This is a genomic window from Mesorhizobium denitrificans (assembly GCF_003403035.1).
Classification (GTDB): Bacteria; Pseudomonadota; Alphaproteobacteria; order Rhizobiales; family Rhizobiaceae; genus Mesorhizobium_G; species Mesorhizobium_G denitrificans.
The window spans coordinates 49,305-75,502 of record NZ_QURN01000010.1; the positions used below are offsets into that span (position 1 = coordinate 49,305).

The 26,198-nt window shown below is 57.1% G+C and carries 20 protein-coding genes; 9 read left to right on the forward strand and 11 right to left on the reverse strand.

Annotated elements, in window-relative coordinates; all coding sequences use genetic code 11:
* Nucleotides 1-136: 136 nt before the first annotated feature.
* A complete protein-coding gene (locus DY251_RS13785) occupies nucleotides 137-964 on the reverse strand; it encodes a MurR/RpiR family transcriptional regulator (RefSeq protein ID WP_116624497.1) in 828 nt (275 codons plus the stop codon).
* Nucleotides 965-1,117: 153 nt separating this feature from the next.
* Here DY251_RS13785 and DY251_RS13790 point away from each other — a divergent pair, with 153 nt between their 5' ends.
* The 9 genes from DY251_RS13790 to DY251_RS13830 all read left to right on the forward strand — a co-directional run bounded on the left by DY251_RS13790 (nucleotide 1,118) and on the right by DY251_RS13830 (nucleotide 11,865).
* Nucleotides 1,118-1,933, forward strand: a complete 816-nt coding sequence (locus tag DY251_RS13790) for an N-formylglutamate amidohydrolase (protein ID WP_425373301.1) — start codon at nucleotides 1,118-1,120, stop codon at nucleotides 1,931-1,933.
* Between the two features lie 18 nt (nucleotides 1,934-1,951).
* A complete protein-coding gene (locus tag DY251_RS13795) occupies nucleotides 1,952-3,511 on the forward strand; it encodes an amino acid permease (protein ID WP_116624499.1) in 1,560 nt (519 codons plus the stop codon).
* Nucleotides 3,512-3,589: 78 nt separating this feature from the next.
* On the forward strand, nucleotides 3,590-4,960 hold the full coding sequence (locus DY251_RS13800) for a glutamine synthetase family protein (RefSeq protein ID WP_116624500.1): 1,371 nt from the start codon (nucleotides 3,590-3,592) through the stop codon (nucleotides 4,958-4,960).
* A 39-nt stretch (nucleotides 4,961-4,999) separates the two neighbouring features.
* Nucleotides 5,000-6,388 (forward strand): aldehyde dehydrogenase family protein, encoded by a 1,389-nt coding sequence (locus DY251_RS13805; RefSeq protein WP_116624501.1) that lies wholly within the window; start codon nucleotides 5,000-5,002, stop codon nucleotides 6,386-6,388.
* A gap of 109 nt (nucleotides 6,389-6,497) precedes the next feature.
* A complete protein-coding gene (locus DY251_RS13810; RefSeq protein ID WP_116624502.1) occupies nucleotides 6,498-7,667 on the forward strand; it encodes an iron-containing alcohol dehydrogenase in 1,170 nt (389 codons plus the stop codon).
* A gap of 241 nt (nucleotides 7,668-7,908) precedes the next feature.
* Nucleotides 7,909-9,012: an ABC transporter substrate-binding protein gene (locus DY251_RS13815; protein WP_116624503.1), complete on the forward strand. Its 1,104-nt coding sequence runs from the start codon at nucleotides 7,909-7,911 to the stop codon at nucleotides 9,010-9,012.
* Between the two features lie 63 nt (nucleotides 9,013-9,075).
* Nucleotides 9,076-9,975, forward strand: coding sequence for an ABC transporter permease (locus DY251_RS13820; protein ID WP_116624504.1), 900 nt, complete (start codon nucleotides 9,076-9,078; stop codon nucleotides 9,973-9,975).
* Entirely contained in the window at nucleotides 9,972-10,790 is an 819-nt protein-coding gene (locus tag DY251_RS13825; protein ID WP_116624505.1) for an ABC transporter permease, read from the forward strand. The genes DY251_RS13820 and DY251_RS13825 overlap by 4 nt, the downstream gene beginning before the upstream one ends.
* Nucleotides 10,791-10,800: 10 nt before the next feature.
* Nucleotides 10,801-11,865, forward strand: coding sequence for an ABC transporter ATP-binding protein (locus DY251_RS13830; RefSeq protein WP_116624598.1), 1,065 nt, complete (start codon nucleotides 10,801-10,803; stop codon nucleotides 11,863-11,865).
* Between the two features lie 124 nt (nucleotides 11,866-11,989).
* Here DY251_RS13830 and DY251_RS13835 read toward each other — a convergent pair whose 3' ends face one another.
* From DY251_RS13835 to DY251_RS13880, 10 genes are all read right to left on the reverse strand, one after another.
* Complete coding sequence (locus tag DY251_RS13835) at nucleotides 11,990-12,823, reverse strand: ABC transporter ATP-binding protein (protein WP_170971336.1); 834 nt, start codon at nucleotides 12,821-12,823, stop codon at nucleotides 11,990-11,992.
* A 51-nt stretch (nucleotides 12,824-12,874) separates the two neighbouring features.
* Nucleotides 12,875-14,194, reverse strand: coding sequence for an ABC transporter substrate-binding protein (locus DY251_RS13840; RefSeq protein ID WP_116624507.1), 1,320 nt, complete (start codon nucleotides 14,192-14,194; stop codon nucleotides 12,875-12,877).
* A gap of 81 nt (nucleotides 14,195-14,275) precedes the next feature.
* Entirely contained in the window at nucleotides 14,276-15,352 is a 1,077-nt protein-coding gene (locus tag DY251_RS13845) for a branched-chain amino acid ABC transporter permease (RefSeq protein ID WP_116624508.1), read from the reverse strand.
* A gap of 6 nt (nucleotides 15,353-15,358) precedes the next feature.
* Nucleotides 15,359-16,318, reverse strand: coding sequence for a branched-chain amino acid ABC transporter permease (locus tag DY251_RS13850; protein ID WP_116624509.1), 960 nt, complete (start codon nucleotides 16,316-16,318; stop codon nucleotides 15,359-15,361).
* A 3-nt stretch (nucleotides 16,319-16,321) separates the two neighbouring features.
* The gene (locus DY251_RS13855) at nucleotides 16,322-16,474 is read right to left on the reverse strand and encodes a DUF3096 domain-containing protein (protein ID WP_116624510.1); all 153 of its coding nucleotides are present in this window, start codon (nucleotides 16,472-16,474) and stop codon (nucleotides 16,322-16,324) included.
* 9 nt (nucleotides 16,475-16,483) lie between these two features.
* A complete protein-coding gene (locus DY251_RS13860) occupies nucleotides 16,484-17,311 on the reverse strand; it encodes an ABC transporter ATP-binding protein (RefSeq protein WP_116624511.1) in 828 nt (275 codons plus the stop codon).
* The gene (locus DY251_RS13865) at nucleotides 17,308-19,293 is read right to left on the reverse strand and encodes an AMP-binding protein (RefSeq protein ID WP_199498831.1); all 1,986 of its coding nucleotides are present in this window, start codon (nucleotides 19,291-19,293) and stop codon (nucleotides 17,308-17,310) included. The genes DY251_RS13860 and DY251_RS13865 overlap by 4 nt, the downstream gene beginning before the upstream one ends.
* Before the next feature lie 104 nt (nucleotides 19,294-19,397).
* Entirely contained in the window at nucleotides 19,398-20,168 is a 771-nt protein-coding gene (locus tag DY251_RS13870; protein WP_245415964.1) for an N-acyl amino acid synthase FeeM domain-containing protein, read from the reverse strand.
* A 141-nt stretch (nucleotides 20,169-20,309) separates the two neighbouring features.
* The gene (locus DY251_RS13875; RefSeq protein ID WP_116624512.1) at nucleotides 20,310-22,625 is read right to left on the reverse strand and encodes a putative bifunctional diguanylate cyclase/phosphodiesterase; all 2,316 of its coding nucleotides are present in this window, start codon (nucleotides 22,623-22,625) and stop codon (nucleotides 20,310-20,312) included.
* 48 nt (nucleotides 22,626-22,673) lie between these two features.
* Nucleotides 22,674-26,153, reverse strand: coding sequence for an indolepyruvate ferredoxin oxidoreductase family protein (locus DY251_RS13880; protein WP_116624513.1), 3,480 nt, complete (start codon nucleotides 26,151-26,153; stop codon nucleotides 22,674-22,676).
* Nucleotides 26,154-26,198 lie beyond the last annotated feature (45 nt).

Sequence of the window (26,198 nt, forward strand, 5' to 3'; positions counted from 1 at the left end):
TGATGCGGGCCGTTAATCAATCATAGCCCAGCGCGCCAAACCCGCTAGAGGATAGCGATCACCTTTATGGCAAGGGCACCCTAGCGGCACCTTAAAATTCTGTAACAAACGAAATTGTTATTCGCGTAACAGAGGCTTACCGCAGAGATTCAATGTCCTGCATTCGCTTTGCCCCTTGGTCCGCGCGCTCGCGTGTCACTGCATCAATCAGCGTTTCCGCCAGAACAAACAGCGCGGCAGACGAATCCCATGCTGAGGGAGACGCCGTGCGCGCTGAAATGACATGTCGCGCAAAACGGGCGATAGGCGAAACCCATTGATCGGTGAACAGAATGATGGTGACTCCCCGGCGCGCGGCCTTTTCAGCGAAGTCAGCAAGGCCGGTCTGATATCGGCGTATGTCGAAAGCCACCAGACAATCCTTCTTGCCCATGTCTGCCAGCTTGTCGCGCCATGTGCTTTCCTGCCCTGCAAGATGCACGACGCCCGGCCGCAACAGCGCGAGATGCGCCGCCAGATAGCGCGCAATCGGATCGCTGAAACGCCCGCCTGAAAGGTAAAGCCTGCTTCGCGGATCGGACAGGCGCGTCGCCACCGCAGAAAATTGCTTGGCGGAAATATGCTGGAACGTCTCGCGTATGTTTTCGACGGCAGAATCCACAATGGTCGCCGCCTCGGCAGGCGCCACCTTGGTCGGCATCACAGTTCGCGAAAGTGGCGACTGCAACTGTGCGGCGAGTTCCGCCTGCAGCGCGGCTTGAAAATCAGGATAGTTCTGGAAGCCCAGGCGCGCGACAAATCGCAGGATCGTGGGCGAGGAAACTTCGGCCTGCTGCGCAAACTCCGCCACCGTTCGCAGCCCGATCAACGGATAGTTCGCAATTAGCGTCTGCGCAGCGCGGCGCTCACCCGCCGGCATCTGGTCGATGCGGTCCGCTATACGCTCTGCAACGCTAGGTTCCATGCCCCTTCCCCTTCGCATTCTGTTATGAATCCGCAAACGGCTAAAAAACACGTTTGACAATGGCAGAAAATTTGTATGAATTCATCCATAATGACAATTTTTTGAACGATACGTATCATTCGTTACAAGGCCCGAGGGAGCCATATGGAGCAAATGAACGCAGATCAGGCGTTCGAGTCCGTTCGAGTTTCGAACAGGCATGGCACGAGTCCCTTCGTACTTATCTGCGATCACGCCTCAAATTTCGTGCCTGCTGAGTTCGGCACACTCGGTCTGAAAAAAGACGACCTCACGAAGCATATCGCCTGGGATCCGGGCGCAGCGCCCGTTGCGCAGATGATGTCCGAATTGATGGACGCGCCACTGATCGAATCCGGCATTTCACGTTTGATCATCGACTGTAATCGTCCGCTAGATGCGCCGGACCTGATCTGGGAGGTCAGCGAAACGACGCCCATTCCGGGAAATCAAAATCTCAATAAGGCTCAGCGTGCCGAGCGCGTGGCTCTGGCTTACGATCCGTTTCACACGGCAATTGACGAACTGGTCGAAACGCGCCTTTCGCAAGGCAGAGAAACAAACCTTGTTTCCATTCACTCTTTCACGCCCGTGTATAAAGGCGTTTCCCGGCCCTGGCATATCGGCATTCTTCACGACGAAGACTTGCGTCTCTCAACGCCGCTTATTCTGGAACTGCAACGAGGCGATGACATCGTCGTTGGCGACAATGAACCATATTCGCCGGCGGATCGCGTTTACTTCACGCTGGAGAGGCATGGGCGTGCACATGGCCTCGCCTGCGTAATGATCGAAATTCGAAATGATGAAATTCAAAACGAAGCCGCTCAATCGAGGTGGGCAAAGCGGCTTGCGGAAATATTGGGGCCGGAAGAATCCGGCGAGACGAAGACTATCGAGAGACCAAAAGCGTCGACAAGCGCGCCTCGAGTGATTGGGACAACGGACTAAAGCCAAAAGGGGAACGTTATGGCAGCACCGGGTTATTCCGAAAAAGACAAGCATGAGGACATGAAGGTCCTCCACGGCATGGGCTATGCGCAGGAACTCGAAAGGCGCATGAGTTCATTTTCCAACTTCGCCGTCTCCTTCTCGATTATCTGCATTCTTTCCGGCGGCATCAATTCGCTGGCGCAGGCGACGTCCGGAGCGGGCGGCGCGGCGATCGGCATCGGCTGGCCGATCGGCTGCTTCGTTTCGCTGGTGTTCGCTGTCGCCATGGCGCAGATCAGCTCGGCCTATCCAACGGCGGGCGGCCTCTATCACTGGGGCTCGATCCTCGGCAACCGCTTCACCGGTTGGCTCACCGCGTGGTTCAACCTGCTCGGCCTCGTCACGGTTCTCGGTGCGATCAACGTCGGCACCTACTATTTCTTCATGGGTTCGTTCGGCACGCCCTATTTCGGGCTGGAAGACACGACGACGGTGCGTATCATCTTCCTGGTGATCATCACCGGCGTTCAGGCGCTGGTAAACCACATGGGCATCGGCCTCACCGCCAAGCTCACCGATTTCTCCGGCTATCTGATCTTCGCGACCTCGATCATCCTGGCGATCGTGTGCCTTGCCGCCGCCGACAGCTTCGAGATCGGGCGCCTGTTCACCTTCGCCAACTATTCCGGAGAAGCCGGCGCCAATGTGTGGCCAACAAACTCCTCGACCTGGGTCTTCCTGCTCGGCCTTTTGCTGCCGATCTATACCATCACCGGCTATGACGCTTCGGCGCACACGTCGGAGGAAACCCTGAAGGCAGCGCATAACGTTCCCCGCGCCATGGTCAGTTCGGTGCTGTGGTCGGCGCTGTTCGGCTACATCATGCTCTGCTCGTTCGTCCTTATGCTGCCTAGCATGGACGAGGCAGCGGCGCAGGGCTGGAACGTGTTCTTCTGGGCGATGGAGCAACAGGTTCATCCAGTCATAAAGGACCTGCTCTACCTTGCCATCCTCGCGGCGCAGTGGCTGTGCGGTCTGGCGACCGTCACGTCGGTGTCGCGCATGATCTTCGCCTTCTCGCGCGATGGCGGCCTGCCCGCTTCGAAAGCGCTGGCCAAGGTCAGCCCAACCTACCGCACGCCTGTGGCGGCGATCTGGACGGGCTCGATCCTGGCAGTGCTGTTCGTCTGGGGTTCGTCGCTGGTCTCGATCGGCGATACGCCGGTCTACACCATCGTCGTCGCCTGCACGGTCATCTTCCTATTCTTCTCCTTCACGATCCCGATCGCGCTGGGTCTGCTCACTTGGGGCACCTCGAAGTGGGACAAGATGGGTCCGTGGGACCTCGGCGAAGGCGTCTTCAAGCTGTTCGCCGTTCTGTCGATTCTCGCGATGATCTTGATCTTCGTGCTCGGCATTCAGCCGCCAAACGATTGGGCGCTGTATATCACTGTCGGGTTCCTCGTCGTCACCGGCATCGTCTGGTTCGGCTTCGAGGCGCGCCGTTTCCGTGGCCCGCCCATCGGTGATGAGGTTGCGAAGCGCGCTGCCGAAATCGCCGCTGCCGAGCGGGCTGTCGGCGAAACTGGCAAGTAAATTCTTGATCCGACTGTGGCGGGCCAACGCCCGCCATAGTCTTTTTTTAAAAAATGACGGGAACCGGGAGTTCGCTGAATGTCCGCAAGTTTATCTTTTGAAGACCTTAAGAAAGCAATCGCCGCAGGCGACATCGATACGGTGCTGGCATGCGGTGTCGACATGCAAGGCCGCCTTTTCGGCAAGCGCTTTCTAGCCTCATTCTTTGCGGAATCCGCCTCCGATGAGACGCATGGCTGCAATTATCTGCTGGCGCTCGATATCGATATGGAGCCAGTGCCCGGCTATAAGGCCGCAAGCTGGAGCCAGGGCTATGGCGATTTCGTTCTGAAGCCCGATCTTAACACCATGCGCCGCGTACCCTGGCTGGAAAAAACCGCGCTGGTAATTTGCGACATTCAGGACCACCATCACCACAAGGACTTGCCGCATTCGCCGCGCGCTATCCTGCGCAGGCAGGTCGAACTTCTCAAGGAGCGTGGCTATATCGGCTACTTCGCTTCCGAACTGGAATTCTACCTGCTGACTGAGACATATGACTCGGCGCGCGCCAAGCACTGGCAGAATTTGAACTCCGCCTCGCCCTATATCGGTGACTATCAGATTGGCATCACCACCAAGGAAGAAGGCTACATGCGCAGGCTGCGCAACGAGATGCAGGCTGCCGGAATCCCGATTGAAAATTCAAAGGGTGAGTGGGGACCAGGACAGGAAGAAATCAATGTGCGCTATGCCGAAGCGCTAGAAATGGCTGACCGTCACGTCTTCCTGAAAAACGGCGCAAAGGAAATTGCCGATCAGGAAGGCAAGGCCGTCACCTTCATGGCCAAGTACAATTACGGTCTGGCCGGCAACTCCAGCCACATCCACAATTCGCTATGGAGCGCGGACGGCAAGACACCGCTGTTCTTCGACAAAAGCCAGCCGTGGACGCTTTCGAAACTCGGCCAGCAATGGAGCGCGGGCCAACTCAAATATGCCAAGGAATTTACCTGGTTCCTCGCGCCCTACATCAATTCCTACAAGCGCTTCCAATCTGGCACATTTGCTCCCACAAAGATCATGTGGAGCGAGGATAATCGCACGGCGGGGTTCCGTCTTTGCGGCGAAGGCACGAAGGCCATCCGCATGGAATGCCGCATCGGTGGCGCGGATCTCAATCCCTACCTCGCCTTTGCTGCGCTCATCGCAGCGGGTCTGGCCGGTATCGATGAAAAGCTGGAATTGCAAAAGCCGTTCGTGGGTGATGCCTATATGGCTTCCCGCTTGCCGGAAATCCCCAAGACACTTCGCGAAGCCACCGAAACAATGGCGAAATCGAAGATGCTGAAAGCCGCTTTTGGCGAAGATGTCATCGAGCATTACGTGCATACTGCACGCTGGGAGCAATTCGAATACGACCGCCGCATCACCGATTGGGAATTGCACCGCGGCTTCGAGCGCTACTAATCGCCAGTACGAAAAACATAGACAGGAACGAGGAAGAAATTGTCCGAAACGGTCAAGCTCATTACGCCGGTTGACGGCTCGGTTTATGTCGAGCGTCCCGTCGCCACCGATGCTCAATTGAACAAGGCAGTGGAAGCAGCGCGCGCGGCGCAGCCCGCATGGGCAGCTTTGTCCATTGCCGAACGCTGCAAATACGCTCTCAAGATGCTCGAAGCCCTGGTTGGCATGAGCGACGAGATCGTGCCCGAACTGGCCTGGCAGATGGGTCGTCCCATCCGCTACGGAGGCGAGTTCGGCGGCGTCAAAGAACGCACGAACTATATGGTTGAGATCGCGGAGCAGGCGCTCAAACCGGTCATGGCGTCGAACCCGAAAGATGGCTTCCGCCGCTATGTGAAAAAGGAACCGCTTGGCGTCGTGATGGTCATTGCGCCGTGGAACTATCCTTATCTCACCGCGGTCAACACCATTGTCCCGGCGCTGATCGCCGGTTCCACCGTTATCCTCAAGCACGCCGCACAGACCTTGCTCGTAGGCGAGCGCTTCGCCAAGGCGTTCGAGGCCGCCGGGCTGCCTAAAGGCGTGTTCCAGAACATCGTTCTGAACCATGCGCAGACGGAAAAACTGCTAGGCTCCGGCAAGATCGACCATGTGAATTTCACGGGCTCGGTCGGCGGCGGTCGCGCTATCGAAAAGGCGGCGGCAGGCACGTTCATGACACTTGGTCTCGAACTCGGCGGCAAAGACCCCGCTTACGTTTTGCCCGATGCGAAGATGGACCATGCGGTAGCAAACCTGGTCGAAGGCGCATTCTTCAATTCGGGCCAGTGCTGCTGCGGTATCGAGCGGATCTATGTGCACGAGAAAGTCTATGACGAATTTGTCGAGGGCTTTGTCGCAGAGACGAAGTCCTACGCTCTGGGCAATCCGCTTGATAAAGCGACCACGATGGGACCAATGGCGCAGGCGCGCTTCGCGGACCTTATCCGCGAACAAAAGGCCGAGGCCCTGCGCAAGGGTGCAACCGCCCACATGAACACGAAGGACGACCGCAACCGCGAAGGCTCGCCCTACCTTCCTGCCGAAGTGCTCACCAACGTCAACCATCAGATGAGCGTCATGCGCGAGGAGAGCTTCGGCCCGATCGTTGGCATAATGAAGGTGCGCAACGATGATGAAGCCGTCGCGCTGATGAACGACAGCCAGTATGGCCTGACCGCTTCGGTCTGGACGGCGGATACCGAACACGCTGTTAAGATCGGCGATCAGATCGAGACCGGCACGGTATTCATGAACCGCTGCGATTATCTCGATCCCGCACTTGTCTGGACTGGCGTGAAAGAGACCGGAAAGGGTGCGGCTCTTTCGGCAATCGGCTACGACAATCTCACGCGCCCCAAGAGCTATCACCTGAGAGAAAAAATCTAACTTTGAGCAAATCACCCTCATCCGCCGGCTGGCACCTTTTCCCACAAGAGAGAAGACGCCGGCCGGCGGATGAGGGGTAACTCACGCAAGCAAGAATTCGGATCTGATCATGAGCAAACTCGCTGCCAAATGGAATTACCCTACGACGGTGCGCTTCGGCGCAGGGCGCATCGCTGAACTGCCGGAGGTGCTGGAAGCTGTCGGCATCAAAAAACCGCTGTTCGTGACCGACCCCGGATTAGCCAAGCTGCCGGTCGTGCCAAAAACGCTCAAGCTGCTTGACGATGCGAAGATTCCTTACGGTGTCTTTTCCGAGGTGCGCCCGAATCCTGTGGAATCGAATTTGGAAGCCGGCGTAGCAGTTTATCTTAAGGGCAAACACGATGGCGTCATTGCATTCGGCGGCGGCTCAGCGCTCGACCTTGGCAAGCTGATCGCATTTCAGGCCAAGCAGACGCGCCCGGTCTGGGATTTCGAAGACGTCGGCGATTGGTGGACTCGCGCCGACGCGGACAAGATCGCTCCGATTATCGCCATTCCCACAACTGCTGGAACAGGTTCGGAAGTTGGGCGCGCTGCCGTCATTACACATGAGGCGACTCACACCAAGAAAGTTATTTTCCACCCGAAAATGATGCCAGCCATCGTTATCGCGGACCCGGAGCTTTCGGTCGGCATGCCGCCCTTCATCACCGCTGGCACCGGCATGGACGCGCTGGCTCACTGTCTCGAAGCCTATTGTGCGCCGGGCTATCATCCCTTGGCTGACGGTATCGCGGTCGAAGGCATTCGACTCGTCTTCGAAAACCTTCCCAAAGCCTTTGCCAATGGAAAGGACATTACCGCGCGCGCGAATATGATGAGCGCCGCCGCGATGGGTGCAACAGCATTCCAGAAAGGTTTGGGCGCGATTCACTCGCTCTCGCATCCAGTTGGCGCGCTATATGACACTCATCACGGCATGACCAACGCTGTGTTCATGCCCTACGTGCTTGCCTTCAATCGCGAGGTCATTGAAGAGCGAATCGCTCGTCTGGCTGCCTATTGCGGCATCAAAGGCGGCTTTGACGGGTTCAGCAAAGCCGTTCTCAAGCTGCGCAAGGAACTGAAAGTTCCTAATACGCTTCAAGGGCTTATCAAAGATCTGCACATGGACAACAAGCGCAAAGCGCTTATCGCAGATATGGCAGTGGTCGATCCGACCGCTGGCGGCAACCCGATCAAGCTTACCAAAAAGGGTGCGCTGTCGCTTCTTAACGCCTCGCTTGGCGAGGGTTGATCTGGGGAGGCTTCGGCCTCTCCAAACTCTTTTATTGACTCGCCAATCAATAATACGAAAATGACATCTGGCAATTTGGGAGTAGATAGCCGAACAACAATCCAAACACATTGCAACCTTGCCGGAAAGGCGCTTCATTAAACAGAATGTAGCGAGACCGGATGGTTCATCCAACTGTCACGAGACAAGCATAACAACGATAACAGGCGTCCAAGATGCCAAAGTCCAACGGAGAACACTCATGCTGAAAATTACAGGGAAAATCCTTTCCCTCACCGCAGCAACGCTGCTGGTGACAAGTTCACTCGCAAACGCTCAATCCGCTGAACTGATTGATGCTGCGAAGAAGGAAGGCCAACTCACCACGATCGCTCTGCCCCATGACTGGTGCGGCTATGGCGCGGTCATTGATGCTTTCAAGGCTAAGTATCCTGAAATCACAGTGAACGAACTCAACCCCGACGCTGGTTCAGGCGATGAGATCGAAGCCATCAAGGCAAACAAGGACAACAAGGGTCCGCAGGCACCGGACGTGATCGACGTTGGTCTCTCTTTCGGCCCGTCGGCCAAGGCTGATGGCCTGATCCAGCCCTACAAGGTTTCGACCTGGGATTCGATTCCTGAAAATGCCAAGGACGCTGATGGTTACTGGTACGGCGACTATTACGGCGTGCTTTCCTTCATGGTGAACAAGGATCTGGTGCCGAACGCACCGCAGGATTGGTCCGATCTGCTCAAGGACGAATACAAGAACGGCGTCGCTCTCGCTGGCGATCCGCGCGCTTCCAACCAGGCCATCCTCGGCGTTTACGCTGCAGGTCTCTCTGCCGGCGGCGCAGCCGGTGCAGAAGGCGGCACGAAGGGCCTCGACTTCTTCAAGGAGCTGAACGCCAAGGGCAACTTCGTTCCGGTCATTGGTAAGGCAGCTACTTTGGCTCAGGGTCAGTCCCCTATCCTCATCACCTGGGACTATAATGCTCTCGGTGGTCGTGACACGCTTGCTGGCAACCCGCCAGTCGACGTGATTGTGCCGAAGACCGGTGTTGTCGCCGGCGTTTACGTTCAGGCGATCAGCGCTTATGCGCCGCATCCGAACGCTGCGAAGCTCTGGATGGAGCATCTCTATTCGGACGAAGGTCAGCTCGGTTGGCTGAAGGGTTATTGCCACCCGATCCGCTTCAACGATCTCGCCAAGAACGGCAAGATCCCGCAGGAAATGCTAGACAAGATGCCGCCAGCCGCAGCGTATGAGGCTGCCGTATTCCCGACCTTGGATGAACAGGCTGCCATGAAGGACGCCATCACCAAGAATTGGGATAGCGTCGTCGGCGCAAACGTTCAGTAAGCGACATATCAACCGGGCGGCCACAAGCCGCCCGGATCATTTTTCGCAACTGAGCGTGAGCAAATGACCGAGCAAACCAACGTCGCTACAATGGCCACGCCCGCTGTCAGCAAAACGCGCCTGCCGACGCAATGGCTGGGCGTAACGCCGTTTTTTCTGTTTGCAGTTCTGTTTCTGGTCCTGCCAACGATGTATCTCATCATTGGAGCGTTTCAGAATTCAGATGGCCAGTTCACGCTTGCGAACATCCGCCAGCTTTTCCTCGACCCCTCGATTCGCGCTTCCTACTGGGTGTCGATCAAGATCAGTTTTTGGTCTGCTGTCCTTGGTGCGCTAGTCGGCCTCGCAATCGCGCTGGCAATCGTGCGCGGCGGTTTGCCTAACTGGGTGCGTTCAGCGACCATGACCTTCTCAGGCGTCGCTTCCAATTTCGCCGGTGTACCACTGGCTTTCGCTTTCATATCGACGCTCGGACGGCTGGGACTTGTCACCATAATCCTGCGCGATGTTTTCGGGCTCAATCTTTATACGACCGGCTTCAACCTGCTCAGCAGCTATGGTCTGATCCTCGTCTATCTCTATTTCCAGATCCCGCTGATGGTGGTTATCATCACGCCGGCGCTGGATGGCTTGCGCAAGGAATGGGGTGAGGCAGCAGCGACGCTCGGCGCAACGCCGTGGCAGTTCTGGCGCATGGTTCTCATTCCGGTTCTTTGGCCGAGCTTCCTCGGCACGGTCATCCTTCTGTTTGCGAACGCCTTTGGCGCCATCGCCACGGCATACGCATTTACGGGTTCCTCGCTGAATATCGTACCGATCCTGCTCTATGCGCAAATTCGCGGCGACGTTCTGAACGACCCGCATCTTGGCTACGCGCTTGCATTCGGGATGATCTTCATCACTGGCGTTGCCAACACATTCTACATCTGGTTCCGCACACGTTCAGAACGGTGGCTCAAATGAGGAAGGGCGGCGCCTGGTGGGCATGGCTCACATTCGCAATCGGGGCGACCTATTTTCTGGTTCCGCTCATCGCGACGCTGGAATTCTCTATGCGTCAGCGAAACAATCCCGTTTTTTCGCTCTTTGGACAGGGATACAGCTTCGGCGTTTTCAACAATGTGTTTGGTGATCCGCGTTTCCAGCAAACCTTCACCTACTCAGTGCTCGCCGCAATCTTCACCATTCTGCTCGGCGTGTTGATCGTGGTGCCGACCGCATATTGGGTCAGGCTGCGCATGCCCTATCTCAGGCCGGTGATCGAATTCGTCACGCTCCTGCCATTGGTCATCCCGGCAATCGTGATCGTGTTTGGATACATCCGCATGTATGGCTCCAATTCGATGCTGCCTTTCCTGGGTACGACAGGCGGTACGAATGTCTTGCTGGTCATCGGCTATGCGGTGCTTTCGCTGCCCTACATGTATCGGGCCGTGGATACGGGCCTACGAACAGTGGATGTGCCGACGCTGACGGAAGCTGCGCAGATTCTTGGCGCAGGGTGGACCACCATTATTGCTCGGGTCATCCTGCCGAACGTGCTCATTGCCGTTTTGTCCGGTGCGTTCCTTACCTTCGCGATTGTCATCGGCGAATTTACGATGGCCTCGCTGCTCAACCGTCCGGCCTTCGGGCCTTATATGCAGAACCTCGGCGCGAACCGCGCATATGAGCCAGCCGCGCTCGCTATCATCGCGTTCGCGTTGACATGGGGCTGCATGGCAATGATCCAATTCCTGTCGCGCTATGCGCCGCGTTCAGCGAACCGACCGAACTGAGGACGAACCAATGGCCGCGCCCTTTCTCTCGATCCAGCACGTCAAGAAATCGTTCGGCGACAACACTGTCGTTCAGGACTTCAATCTGGACGTCGAGCCCGGCGAGTTCGTTTCTTTCCTCGGGCCGTCGGGCTGTGGCAAGACCACAGTCCTGCGCATGGTCGCAGGCTTCGAGGAACCTACCGCCGGCAAGATTTTCATCGCTGGAAAAGACGTCACCAACCTCAAGCCGAACCAGCGCAACATCGGCATGGTTTTTCAGGCTTACGCGCTGTTCCCGAACCTGACTGTCGCGCAGAACATCGCCTTTGGTCTGAAGGTCGCGGGCGCAAGCAAGGCCGATCAGGACAAGCGCGTCGCGGAGATGCTCAACATCATCAAGCTGCCTCAGCTTGGCGACCGCTATCCGTATCAGCTTTCAGGCGGTCAGCAGCAGCGCGTTGCTCTTGCTCGCGCCTTGGCTCCCTCCCCCAAGCTCCTGCTGCTCGACGAACCACTTTCTGCGCTTGACGCGAAGGTGCGTGTGTCTCTGCGCGATGAAATTCGCTCCATCCAGAAGCGCCTCGGCATCACCACTATTTTTGTTACGCACGATCAGGAAGAAGCGCTGTCGATCTCCGACCGCATCGTCGTCATGTATGGTGGCGTTGCCGAACAGGTCGCCACGCCGTTTGAAATTTACAACCGCCCATCGACCAAGTTCGTCGCGAACTTCGTCGGCACGCTTAATGTGCTTGAAGGCACCGTAGTTGACCCTGCCCTCGGCAAGGTCCGCGTCAACAATGACGAGATCGCCGTGAAGCACTCACTGAACGGCGCAAAAAGGGGCGATGCTGTCTCGCTCGCCCTGCGTCCTGAGGCTATGGCGCTGGGTGACTATAGTGGTCACGACACCGAGCTTCACGGCAAGATCACCGACGTTCATTTCCTGGGCTCGGTCATCCGTGTGCGGGTCAATCTAGGAGCGGAAACCATCGCGCTGGATACGTTCAACAATTCGCGCACGCCGCCTCCAACCATTGGCGACAGCACGAAAGTTACCTTCGCGTCCAACGACGTTCTGGTTCTTCACTGACACCAAAAGCGATTCCGCGCCAATAGCTTAACCGGCAAAGCAGATTCGTTTTGTCAGGTAGTTGAATCTGCACGCGAAGCGCTTGAATCAAAACGTGAGCTTCCGCGACCTTCGACAACACCACTCATGCCAGCCACCGTTTGCGGCGCTTGTAATGCTTCACGTCGCGGAAGGATTTGCGTCCCTCGCCACCGACGCCCAGATAGAATTCTTTCACGTCTTCGTTCGTGCGTAGCGCTTCGGCCGCCCCGTCGAGCACAACGCGGCCCGACTCCAGAATATAGCCGTACTTCGCGTATCTCAGCGCCACATTCGTATTTTGCTCAGCGAGCAAGAACGACACGTCCTGCTCTTCGTTGAGCTTCTTCACGATCTCGAAAATCTCTTCGACGAGTTGCGGCGCAAGGCCCATTGAGGGCTCGTCCAGCAGGATCATTTTCGGACGTGACATCAGCGCGCGACCAATTGCAGTCATCTGCTGTTCGCCGCCCGACGTATAACCCGCCTGACTGGCTCGCCGCACGCGCAGGCGTGGAAAATATTCATAGACCATTTCAAGGTCGCGATTAATTTCCGCCTTGCCATCGCGCCGCGTAAAGGCTCCCGTCATGAGGTTGTCTTCCACAGACAGATGCCCGAAACAGTGCCGCCCCTCCATCACCTGAATGCAGCCGCGACGCACCAGTTCGTTGGGTGAAAGCGCCTGCACCTGGTCGCCCTCGAACACGATTGTGCCCTTCGTCACCTCGCCGCGTTCGGCATGGAGCAGGTTAGAAATCGCTTTCAGCGTCGTGGTCTTGCCCGCGCCGTTGGCGCCCAGCAGAGCTGTAATGCCGCCCGCAGGAACCGACAGCGAAACGCCTTTCAATACGAGGATCACGTGGTCGTAGATCACCTCGATATTGTTGACCGAAAGGATCGGCTTCGCAGCTTCTGTTTTCGCGGCGGCTTCGCTCATCGTCACCATCTTCAAATTGATGGCGCTCCCTGAACGGGAGCGCCTTCCATTTTAGAGTTTGCACTCTTCGTTGGTTGGCCAAGGCTGGTTGGCGTCGGCATATTCCTTCGCCTTTTCAGCGACCAGCGGATCGATCTCCGCGCGGTCTGCCTGAAGCACATCCGACGCCTTCACAAACTTTGTGCCATCCCATTCAAGCATCCATGCTCCGGAATGGCCCGTGTGGTTCGCGCATGTCGTCTTGAAAGGCGGGATCATCCCGTCAAGCCCAAGTTCCTTGATCTTGGCTTCGCTGAAATCGAGATTTTCCAGCCCCCAGCGAAGCTGCTCCCTGTCCACTACCTTGGTGTTAAAATGCTTCTGCGCTTCCTTCACACCTTCGGCCAGCATCGCAGAAATCAACACGCCGCGCTGATAGAAGACCCAGTCAAACTCACCCGTGCTGGTGTTAAGCATCGATTTGCCCGGATCGACCACGAGCTGCTTGATGTCCTTCATCACCTTGGCTTCGTTGTTCGGGAAGCTCCACGACAAGGTGCGATAGCCCTTGCCGGCATCTCCGACCAGCTTCAGGTCTGCGTCCAGACCAGACCACCAGATGCCAACGAACTGGTTCATCGGATATTTGGTTTTCACGGCTTCGGTGATCGCGCCCGCGTTCATCGCACCCCAACCCCACATCACGACGAAGTCGGGACGCTCACGGCGAATTTGCAGCCATTGCGCAGACTGGTTCTGCATCTCCTTCAGGCCAACCGGAATCGGCAGCAGCGTGAAGCCATGTTTCTTCGCCAGTGTTTCCAGCAGCGGAATTGGCTCTTTGCCGAAAGGATGGTCGAGATGCAGCAGCGCAATCTTCTTGCCTTTCAGGCTATCGAGATTGCCACCGGAAATGTTCTGCAAGATCATCGATGCGCCGTCCCAATAGGACGCGGGCGGATTGAAGGCCCATTTGAAAATCTTCCCGTCCTGCATGGCCGAGAAGCCGTAGCCCGGCGCGAGGATGGGCATGGAATCAACGTTCGACTTCGGCAGCACTTGCAGCGTGATACCCGTCGACCAGGGCTGCGTTACGACAGCGCCTTCCGCCTTGGTCTTCTCATAGCACTCAACACCTTTCTCGGTGTTGTAGCCCGTCTCGCATTCCTGATAGTTCAGGATCACGCCATTCACGCCACCATCGCGCTCGTTCAGCATGGTCATGTAGTCGCGCTGGCCGTTCATCAGTGGCGTGCCGGTCGCCGCAAACGGGCCGGTACGGTAGGAAAGGTTCGGCAACAGCACAGAGTCTTCCGCATAGGCCGATCCGGCAAATGCGGCGCTCGTTGCGATGGCTGTCGCAAGCAAGGCGGTCTTCATCAATCGTCTCATCTCTACTCCTCCAACTGTCCGTTTCTCCGTTGTGGATGGGGCGAACATCCCCTTTTCATTCGCGCCCGCCGCCGGGCGAAGTCAGTGCGGGAATGGCCACATGATCAACTTTTCCCGAATGATCTGCCAGAAGCGCGCCAGCCCGTGCGGCTCCACGACCAGAAACAGAATGATCGTCGCACCGACGATCATCACGTTGAGATGCTCCACGGTGGCCGACTGGATCGGAATACCGAGCATTCCCGGCAGCGTGCCAAGCACAACCGGCAGTGCCACGATCAGCATTGCACCGAGATAATTGCCGAGGATTGAGCCCAGCCCACCGATAATCGCGATAAACAGCACACGGAAAGACAGTGGAATGTCGAACAGGTTTGGCTCCGCAGCACCACGCCAAAGGAAGACAAACAACGCACCCGCCACGCCGACGATGTAGGACGAGACTGCAAACGCCGAGAGCTTGGCCTTCATGAGATCGATGCCGACCAGCTCCGCTGCGATGTCCATATCGCGCACGGCTTTCCACATGCGTCCAATGCGTCCGCGCGTGATGTTGATGGCGAACCAGGTCACCAGCGTCACCACACCGAGAACGAAATAATACTGCGTCACCGGAGCAGCGTTCGGCCCCGCAACGGTAATGCCGAACATCTTGATATTGGGCACCTGAATTGCGCCTGAAGATGAATAATTGTAAAGCCAGCCCCACTTCTCAAACAGCCATACTAGGAAGAACTGCGCGGCCAGTGTCGTGATAGCGAGGTAGAACCCCTTGATGCGCAGCGACGGCAAACCGAATGCCACACCCACTGCCGCAGAGACGAATCCCGACAGCGCAATCGCGACCACGATATTCAGGTCCGGAAACGCCGTGATGATCTTGAAGCAGGCATAAGCTCCCACGCCCATGAATGCACCGGTGCCCAGCGATAGCTGCCCGGCATAGCCGGTCAGAATGTTGAGTCCCAATGCCGCCAGCGCGTAGATCAATACGGGGATCAGCAGCGCGTTGAAGGAAAACTCGCTCGCCGTCATGGGAATAATGGCATAGGCGAAGATCAGGATAATGCCGAGCAGCCACGCATCCTGCTTGACTGGAAACAGCGCATGATCCGCATGGTAGCTTGTCTTGAACTGTCCCGCTGTACGATAGAGCATCGCCTGTTACACCCGCTCGATGATTTTCTCGCCGAACAGACCCTGAGGCCTGAACAGCAGCACGATGAGCGCAAAGACAAACGCAAACCACGTTTCAGTATTGCCGCCCATCAGCGGCTGACCCCAGTAAATCTCGAACAGCTTTTCGAGAATGCCGATTGCCAAACCGCCGATGATGGCTCCGAGCACGCTTTCGAGCCCGCCCAGCATCAGAACCGGCAGCGCTTTGTAGGCAATCACCTCCAAGGCAAATGAAACCCCGGCACGCGCGCCCCAAACGATACCTGTCGCCAGCGCAATAATGCCCGCGATGAACCACACAAGAATCCAGATTGTCGAAAGCGAAATGCCGACCGACAGCGCCGCCTGATGATCATCACCGAGCGCACGAATCGCGCGGCCCATCTTCGACTTGTTGAGGAACACCAGCAGCGCCGCCACAAGCACCACCGCTCCAATCACCGCGGTCAAATCCTTCTGCTCGATGGATACGAATCCGCCAAAGGGCTCGAAGGTGAAACTGCCGGTCGGAATGCCGAGTTGCTCGGTAATCATCACCTTGTTTTCGCCGCCGAAAATCAATTCTCCGAATCCCACGAGAAACAGGGTTATCCCGATGGTCGCCATGAACAGGATGATGTCGGGCTGATTGACCAGTGGCCGCAGCACCACGCGCTCAATTGCTATGGCGAGAATGAGCATCACCACCAGCGTCAGCGGCACCGCCAGCAGCGCCGGTATGCCCTTTTCGTGTAAGCCGACAAGGGTAAGCGCCGCGAACACCACCATGATGCCTTGCGCGAAATTAAATATGCGCGACGACTTGTAGATCAGCACAAAACCCAGCGCGATCAGTGCGTAAAGCACACCAGCCACGAGCCCTTCCCACAGCACCTGCAAAAGAAAGTCTGGCGCTGCAACCATGTCCTGAAATGGTTTGATGAAAATGGAGTTGAGAAGCTCCATTGATCACCCGCCGAGCAGGTTCGGGAACAGGCCGACCAATCCGATGATGATTAGGTAAATCGCCACGATGTAGTTCAGCAGGCGCGGCATGACGAGGATCAGAATACCCGCGATCAAAGAGATAAGTGGCGTTATCGCGATTGATGAAAAGACCATTTCTTCCTCCTAGTGCGCTACGCCGAGATAGGCGTCGATAACTTGCTGGTCGGATTTAACGTCGTCCGGCACGCCGTCCGCGATCTTCTTTCCGTAGTCGAGAACAACCACGCGGTCCGAAAGATCCATGACCACGCCCATGTCGTGCTCGATCAGGCAAATCGTCGTGCCGCGTTGCCCGTTCACATCGAGGATGAAGCGGCTCATGTCCTCTTTTTCTTCGAGGTTCATGCCAGCCATCGGCTCATCCAACAGAAGCAGGGATGGCTCCATGGCCAGCGCGCGACCAAGCTCAACGCGCTTTTGCAAGCCATAAGGCAGCTTGCCCACGGGCGTCCGGCGAATGTGCTGTATCTCCAGAAAGTCGATGATTTCCTCAACCTTCTCGCGATGCGCGATTTCTTCCTGCAGCGCCGGTCCGTGCCAAAGCATCTGCCAGCCAAGGCCGCGATGCATTTTCACCGAACGCCCCGCCATGATGTTGTCCAGCGTGGACATGCCTTTGAACAGAGCGACATTCTGAAAAGTACGCGCGATGCCCTGCCGAACCGCGTGATGCGGTTTCATCGCCCGGCGCTCCACGCCGCGAAAAGTGATCGAGCCTTCCTGCGGCGTGTAAAACCCGTTGATGACATTGAGCATCGACGTCTTGCCCGCACCATTGGGGCCGATGATTGCGCGGATTTCGCCCTTTTTCACGTTGAAGGAAATATCCGTGATGGCCTTCACCCCGCCGAAGCGCAGCGACACGTTGCGCACGTCCATCAGCAATTCGCCGGGCGCAATTCCATCATCCCCAGCAGCAACGATTTCAGTGTGTTCGAGAGGCGCGTTCATTCTGCCGCCTCCTGCATCGGAGCCTTGCCGCCATAAATCGCCGCATCATCTATGCGCACATTCGCGCGAATGCGGCCCTTGCGACCATCCTCGTAAGTCACTTCCGTTTCGACGAACTTCTCGCTCGACCCGTCGTATAGCGCATTGATCAGCGGCTCATATCGATCGGCCACGAAGCTGCGGCGTACCTTTTGCGTGCGCGTCAATTCGCCATCATCGGCGTCGAGTTCCTTGTGCAGAATAAGAAACCTGTTGATCTGTGCGCACGCCATCATCGGTTCTTGCGCCAGCCTCTTGTTCGTTTCGTCCACATGTCCTGCAATGATCTTGTAGACATCCGGGTGGCCCGCCAGCTCCTGATAGGATGCATAGGCGATATTGTTGCGCTCGGCCCAGTTCCCGACCGCCTGCAAGTCGATATTGATGAAGGCCGTCACGAAATCCTTGCCGTGACCAAACGCAACCGCTTCCTTGATGTTCGGGAAAAACTTCAGCACGTTCTCGATGTATTTCGGCGCAAACAACGCGCCGCCGTTCAACTTGCCGACATCCTTGGCCCGGTCGATAATGCGCAACTGCCCGTCAGGTTCGAAGAAGCCGGCATCGCCGGTTTTAACGAAACCATCCGCGGTCACTGTCTCGCGCGTTTCCGCATCTTGCTTGAAGTAGCCGACGAATTGACCGGGCGATTTGAACTGCACTTCACCAGAATCCGAGATGCGAATTTCTACGTTTGGTGTGGCGGGCCCCACCGCGTCAGAGCGCACAGCGCCATCTTTCTGGCATGTCACATAGAGGAAGGCTTCGGTCTGACCGTAAAGCTGTTTCAGATTGATGCCGAGCGAGCGGAAGAACGAAAACAAATCCTGCCCAATTGCTTCGCCTGCAGTATAGGCAACGCGGATATTCGATAGACCGAGCACATTCTTCAAAGGCTCATAGACGAAGAAGCGCCCCAGCGCATAGGAAAGCCGCGCGCCAAGCGGCACCGGCCTGCCCTCCAGAATCGCCTCTCCATGCTTTCGCGCAACGCCGATGAAATGCTTGTACATGCGCTGCTTGAGCTTGCTCGCATCCTCCATGCGAATGGTAACGCTGGTCAGCAATCCCTCGAAAACCCGCGGCGGTGCGAAATAGAAAGTTGGCGCGATCTCGCGCAAATCCTGCGCGACGGTCTCCGTGCTCTCGGGACAGTTCATGCAGAAGCCCGAAACATAGCCCTGCGCGTAGTTCATGTAGTGGTCGCCCACCCACGCCAGCGGCAGATACGCCAGCACGCTGTCCTGCTCGGTCAGCCTGTCAAATGTGACCGTATCCTGCGCCGCCCCAACGGAACCCTTGGCCGTCAGCATCACGCCCTTGGAGCGGCCCGTTGTGCCCGAGGTGTACAGCATAACCGAAATTTCATCGCCGCTGGCAGCGAGAATGCTCTGCTCCCAGCGCGAGACAAGCTGATGATCCGAAGCCGCCGCAGAGCGTCCTTGCGCCTGCACATCGGCAAATGAGTGCAGGTTGGTGTGATCGTAATCGCGTAAGCCGCGCGGCTCATCGTAAATGATCGTCTTGAGATGCGGGATGCTGTCGGCGAAGGAATGGATCTTGTCCACCTGCTCTTGATCCTGCACCACAGCAAAGCGCACATCAGCGTGATTGAGCACATAGGCAAGCTCTTCCGCCACCGCATCAGCGTAAACCGGCACGGGCACGGCTCCGAGTGATTGCGCCGCACAGATACTCCAGTAGAGCCGAGGCCGATTGGCACCGATGACCGCAACGCGCTCGCCATGCGAAAGGCCCATCGCCTGCAGTCCGAGCGCGAATGCGCGCACCTCATCAAGCTGGTCTTCCCATGTCCAGCTTTGCCAGATGCCATAATCCTTGTGGCGCAATGCTGGCCTGTCACCGAAGCGCTGCGCGTTCAGCAGAAGATATTTAGGGAACGTGTCAAGCGTCATGCCGGCGGGCAGCGCCGTCGCATTCATACCATTCTCCTCCCAGCCGCTTTAAAGCGGTCTATGCCGATACTGCCACCTGTGCTGCTCAGCGCAATAGGCAGTTCGTCTATCGAGAGATCAGAACGCTGCCTTCACGCAGCCCTTATGAAACGCGTAGTAGGCAAAATCGTCAGCGGTTCCGGCTCGCCCAACGCAGGCTTGCCAAACAGCATCCGCCGCTCCATCGGCGTCGAACGGAAGAACGGAAACCGCGAGAAGAACGTCTCGGTATTCGTGTGGGCATCCGTCCGATAGAGCACCACTTTGCTGAGAACGCCTGGATAAGGCCGCGGCCCGCTTATGCACTCCGAGCCATAAATGCGCTTGTAGAAACCGGCATGGTCTTCACGCACAGTCGAAAGCCCATAGGGCACGTCGAAATACATGCACGCCATGCCTGCCAGGCGCAGCGTCACATACGGCAATTGCGGATAATGCCGCGTCCATTCAGGGTCGGATGCAAAACGGCTCATGCAAACAAAGGTCAGCCCCTCTTCCAGCATCGGCAGGACAATATCTTCGAACGCGCGCGTTGAGGTTGACCAAGGCATTTCGGCGGTCACATGGTGAATGCGGAGCGTGCTTAGCAACCGTCCATCAACAAACACCCCAAAAAGATGGACATTGGGCGTTTCGTCCAGATCGTCGCTCAACATGCGATTATCGATGTCGGTGACGATTCCGTTGGCCAGATAAGCCTTGTACCGAAGCCGGAAAATATCCTCGCGGTCATCACCCTTATCGCATTTGCGATACTCGGTACGATTCAACAGAGCTTCAACATGACTTGCGAAACTCTCGTTTTGCGATTTTGCATTTTCGTCGCTGTCATTCACACGCGACACGGCACGCCGTTCCGACATAATTTCCACTCCGCCACCCCACCGCGAAGGATCATCTATGCTTAACAATGAGTAAAGCACTAAAATTAAATTAGAGTGTTTACCTTCTGTTAACCTTAACGGATAACTGGCGATAACGTTCCCGCAGGGTCGCAATACCGTCTAGCGGTTCTTGCTAATCTGGCTGCTGCGAGGCTTGGGAGGTGCGCCAAACTGCCAAACGGCAGTAGACATTGTCTTGATTCCATTGGCGGTTAGCGCGGAGCCGAACAGGAAGCCCTGCAACGTTTCTGGACGCGCTTCAGGCAGCAGGGCCGAAAGTTGGTCGAAGGTTTCGATGCCTTCCACCGTCACGCTTTTTCCGAGCGAATGGCACAGGCCCACAATGCCGGCGATCAGCTTGAGCGAATGCTTGTTAGTGGCAATATCCGAGACAAAGCTGCGGTCGATCTTGATCTTGTCGATTGGCAACCGATGCAGATAACTCAACGCAGAATAGCCCGTACCGAAGTCGTCAAGCGCGATTCGAACGCCCTCTGCCCGAATCATCGCAAGTTTTGCGGCAGTTTCGAGCTTGTTATTTAGCAGCGCTGTCTCCGTCACCTCAACAACCAAACGCGCTGGATCCAGGCCGGAATTTGCCAGCGCTTCGCGCACGGTCCCCACGACGCTGTCATCATGGAAGTCCTTGGCCGAAAGGTTCACGGAAACACCGATACGCTCCGGCCATTTGGCGCACTCAAGCGTTGCGGCTTTCAGCACATAGCGGCTAATCCCCGAAATGATCCCGATTTCTTCGGCCAGTGGGATGAAGATAGCGGGAGAGATGACACCAAGCTCGGGGTGGTTCCAACGGCAAAGCGCCTCGCAACTCACAACTCTCATTGTCTTTGAGGAAATGATTGGCTGGTAGACGACGTTCAAACCGCCCTTCTCCACCGCAGCGCGCAAATCCTCGATAAGCCGCTGGCGGGTGCGGAACGCCTCGTCAATACGCGGCTCGAACAACTGCCAACGCGCCTTGCCGTTCTTCTTGGCCACGTGCAGCGCGAGGTCCGCCTTTACAATCATTGTCTCAATGTTGAAATTATTTGCCGGTTCGCACGCGATACCTATGCTCAATCGAATCCGAAATTCATTGCCCGCAACGAATGTCGGCCCTTCAATGGCGGCGAAAGTACTTTCGGCAATCGACGACAGTTGGTCGGTGCTCCGGACGTTGTTGTAGAAAATCATGAACTCATCACCGCCGAAGCGGCAGCACACCACGTCGCCGGAAATCCGCCCGATACGCCGTCCTACTTCATAAAGCAGGCCGTCGCCCACAGGATGGCCGAACTTGTCGTTCACGCTCTTGAAGTCATCCAGGTCGATAACCATCAGGCCACAAAGCCGCTGCGGATTGCCATCCGCCAACCGCTGGCCGATCAGTTCCTGGAAGTAGTTGCGGTTCGGCAGAGCAGTGAGATCGTCAAAACGCGCCATTGCGCGAATCTTCTCTTCGGCCTGAACGCGCTGCGTCACATCCTCGAACGTTATGACGCCGAGTTCATAGCGTCCTTCGCGCGCTGACGTTTCAAAAAAACGTCCGTCGTTCAGCCCAATCGTGATCTTGCGGTCGATGCCTTCACGAAGGTTCTTCCCAAGCTGGGCGCTGATGAAGTCAGACTCAGCCCGCCCGATCAGCCCAGCCGCCGTGATTCGCCGCAACAGCGAGCCGGAAGTGCGTCCCAACATGGCATCCGCCGAGGGCATACCCAACATCTTTGCGGCCTGCCCATTGGCAACCACCACGCGTCCCTCTTTGCTCAACATAATGAGCCCGTGGGACATGGTGTTGAGCGCGCGATTGAAGCGCTCGGCCAATCCGTTCGCGCGGTTCTGCGCTGAAATTGCGGCGAACAAAACTTCGCGAACAGTGGTCGCATATCGCTGAATCGCCAGCAGGAACGGGATCGACAACAGGCCCAGCGCCACATGGAAAAAGTCGCCGCGCAGAATGAAGCCCATGGCCATTGGCAGGGTAAGCGCAATAACCAGAATGTTTACCATGCGCGGCGAACCATAGTTTCGCCCCGCAATACCTGTGGCCGTCGCGAGCGCGATGCAAACCGCGGCCGTTTCCGAGAAACTGTCCTCACCCGAATAGATCGCCACCAGACTGAAACAGCCCAGTGTCGCGCCATGCATGGCCCCGAACAGGATGTAATAATTTTCGCGCTTCTGCGCCTCTGCGCGAGTCGTGGCCGGCAGCTTGGCATTGATATGCCGCATGTTGACCAGACGGATCGCACCAACCGCAAGTAGACAAGTCAACACGGTCAGATAGGCCGAATTGCCCGTATTGAGCCAAACGAGAGTGATCAGCGCGGATTGGGCAAAGATGCCAATCGCCAGCGTAAATCCGTCGCGGAATAGCGTTTCCACGAACGGAAGATAGATATCGTCCGATATTTTATCTGATTTCGCCTCAACCATCACCTCACTGGTGACACAAGGCAATTAAGAAAACTTTAGACCTGTTTTCTAAATTACTGCCCGGACTCCATTTTTTCCGGCTTCATCCACAGCTTTAAGTTGCTCGTCCCAGCGCTGAAGAAGGCGCTGCCGCTCTGCCTGGGCCTCGTTCAGATTGCGCTCTTTGACGTGGCCATAGCCGCGCACGAGCGACGGTATCGAGGCAAGTGCGACTGCCGCTTCCAGCCGCCCCTCGCGCAAGCCACCGGCAATCATTTCAAGATCGGCTTCGTATTGGTCGAGGAAACCACGCTCGGATTTGCGCTCATGCGTATAGCCAAACAAATCGAACATCGTACCGCGCAAACCTCTAAGCGATGCAAGCACGCCGAATGCCTTCATCATCCAGGGACCGAATTTCGATTTTACTGGCTCGCCGCTTGCATTCTTACGGCCAAGGATTGGCGGCGCCAGATGGAACTCCAGCCGATCAAACGACGCAAACTCGGCACCGAGCTGCCGCTTGAACGCCGCGCCGGTGTAAAGCCGCGCGACCTCATACTCGTCCTTTATCGCCATGGCCTTGAAGAGGTTCCGCGCCACGGCTTCTGTAACGGCGGTCGATGCTCCCGACGCCTGCTCCGCGTCACGAACGCGCTCCACCTGTTTGCGGTAGCGCTCTGCGTAAGCCGCGTTCTGGTATCCCGTCAGGAACTCCACGCGCGCCGCGATCACCTCATCGAGCGTCTGCGAAACCTGTTCTTTGCGCACGCCGGACGCGGCGATCATTGCCCGCACGAACTCAGGATCATGCGCAGCGCGACGTCCCCAACGAAATGCCGCGATGTTCATGGAAACCGCTTCGCCATTCAGTTCGATGGCGCGTTCTACCGCCTGCACCGAAACCGGCAGACCACCGGCCTGCGCTGCCATTCCCAGCATCAGCATATTCGCGCCGATGGCATTGCCAAACAGAACATTCGCCGTGCGCGTCGCATCGAAGAAGACCGCCTTGTCGCCCGCAGCCGCACGGATCGCCCTCTTGAGACGTTCCACCGGCAACGAAAAATCCGGCGAGCGCGTAAACTCACCCGGCATTACTTCTGCCGTATTGGCAACAAAAAGCGTATGCCCTTCACGCACAGACGCCAGCACCTTGCGCGCACCCGAAACGACAAGGTCGCAGCCAAGCACCAGATCGGCCTTACCCGCCGAAACTCGGATCGAATTTATCTCCGCAGGCGTTCGCGCAACGCGAACATGGCTGAAAACCGCCCCACCCTTTTGCGCAAGACCGGCCATGTCGATCATGCCGCAGCCCTTGCCTTCGAGATGCGCCGCCATGCCGAGGATCGCGCCAATCGTCACGACGCCCGTACCGCCCACACCATCGATAATGGACGCCCAGCCGTCCGAACCCATCTGACAAACCTGCGCGGCAGGCACGCCCGCGAGCGGATCGACATCACCCGCCGCACCGGAAGCTTTACGCAGCTTCGCGCCATGCACGGTCACGAATGACGGGCAGAACCCGTTCAGACAGGAGAAGTCCTTATTGCAGCTCGACTGGTCGATGCGGCGCTTGCGTCCGAACTCCGTCTCGACCGGCTGCACGGAAACGCAGTTCGATTTCACGCTGCAATCGCCGCATCCTTCACACACAAGCTCGTTGATCATCACCCGCCGGTCAGGGTCTGGAAACGAACCGCGCTTGCGGCGACGACGCTTCTCTGCAGCGCAGGTCTGGTCATAGAGCAGCACGGAAACGCCGGGCACCTCGCGCAACTCGCGTTGCACAGCGTCGAGGTCGTCGCGATGGTGAATGGTTGTTCCACCCGGAAACGCGACGCGATATTTCTCCGGCTCGTCAGTTACGACAGCGATGCGCTCGACACCTTCCGCTCGCACCTGATTGGCGATCATATCGACCGTCAGATTTCCTTCATGCGGCTGCCCACCGGTCATCGCCACGGCATCGTTGTAGAGGATCTTGTAGGTAATATTTGCGTTTGACGCCCTGGCAAACCGCAGAGCCAGCGAACCCGAATGGTTGTATGTGCCGTCGCCCAGATTCTGGAAAATGTGGTCACGCTTTGTAAACGGAGCCTGGCCAACCCATTGCGCGCCTTCACCGCCCATGGCTGTAAAACCAACGGTCGAACGGTCCATCCAAAGCGCCATGAAATGGCAGCCGATACCCGCCGCAGCGAGCGACCCCTCCGGCACTTTCGTCGAACTGTTATGCGGGCAGCCAGAACAGAAATAGGGCGTGCGGTTCGCAACATCGACCGTATCCGCCAGCATCGCCTGAAACTGTTTCAGCCTATGCACGCGTGCCGCGATTTCCTCGCTACGACCTATCTGCTTCAACACGCGTTCACCAATGGCGATGGCAATGTCGTTCGGGTCCAGCGCCCCCTTCGGCGTGAACAGCCAGTTGCCGCGCTCGTCCCGCTTGCCCACCACAACAGGCTGTGACGCCGTGCCATAGAGGTTTTCGCGAACCTGCGTTTCGATCAGTGAGCGCTTCTCTTCAACGACGATGATTAAACTTAGCCCCTTGGCGAACTCCTTGAGGTGTTCGTAATCCAGCGGCCACGGGCATCCCACCTTGAAAAGCCGGATACCGAGCCGATTCGCTTCCTTCTCGCCGATCCCCAAATCGTCCAGCGCCTGCCGCACGTCGAGGAAGCTTTTGCCAGAAGAAATAATGCCGATTTTCGCCTGCCGCCCGCCGGAATAGACAATGCGATTCAGCCCATTGGCCCGAATGAACGCGGCGGCGGCAGCGCGCTTATATTCGTGCAGCCGCGCTTCTTGTCCCAATTGGTCCAGTTCCGGGCGAATATTCAAACCACCAGCAGGCATCTCGAATTCCGGCACCTTTATCGAAATACGCGAGAGCGCCGCATTCACCGAACCCGTCGATTCAATATTGTCCTTCACGCATTTGATCGCAGCCCAAGTCCCCGCAAAGCGCGACAAAGCGAAGCCGAGCAGCCCGTAGTCGATAATTTCCTGCACACCCGCCGGGTTGAGTATCGGGATCATCGTATCCACGAAAAGGAATTCCGTGGCGTGGGCGTTGGTTGAGGATTCGGCCGTATGATCATCGCCCATCAGCGCGAGAACGCCGCCGTGTTTGGAAGATCCGGCCAGATTCGCATGGCGGAACACGTCACCGGATCGATCAACGCCCGGCCCTTTGCCGTACCAGACGGAGAACACCCCGTCATATTTGCCCTCGCCCAGCAGTTCCGACTGCTGCGAGCCCCAGCAGGCCGTCGCGGCCAGTTCTTCATTCAATCCAGGTTGGAAAACGATGTCCGACTCCGCCAACTGCTTTTTGGCGCGCCACAATTGTTGATCCAACCCGCCAAGCGGCGAGCCGCGATAGCCCGAGACAAATCCTGCCGTATTGAGGCCAGCCTGCCGATCCATCTCCTTTTGCATCAGGAGCATGCGCACGACTGCCTGCGATCCAGACAGGAAAACCTGATCCTTCGCCAGATCGAATTTGTCGTCCAGCGAGATATTGTGAAGGGTCATAAATCAGGTTCCTCTGCGGAGGCTCGTAAGCCAACGTCGAGTCGG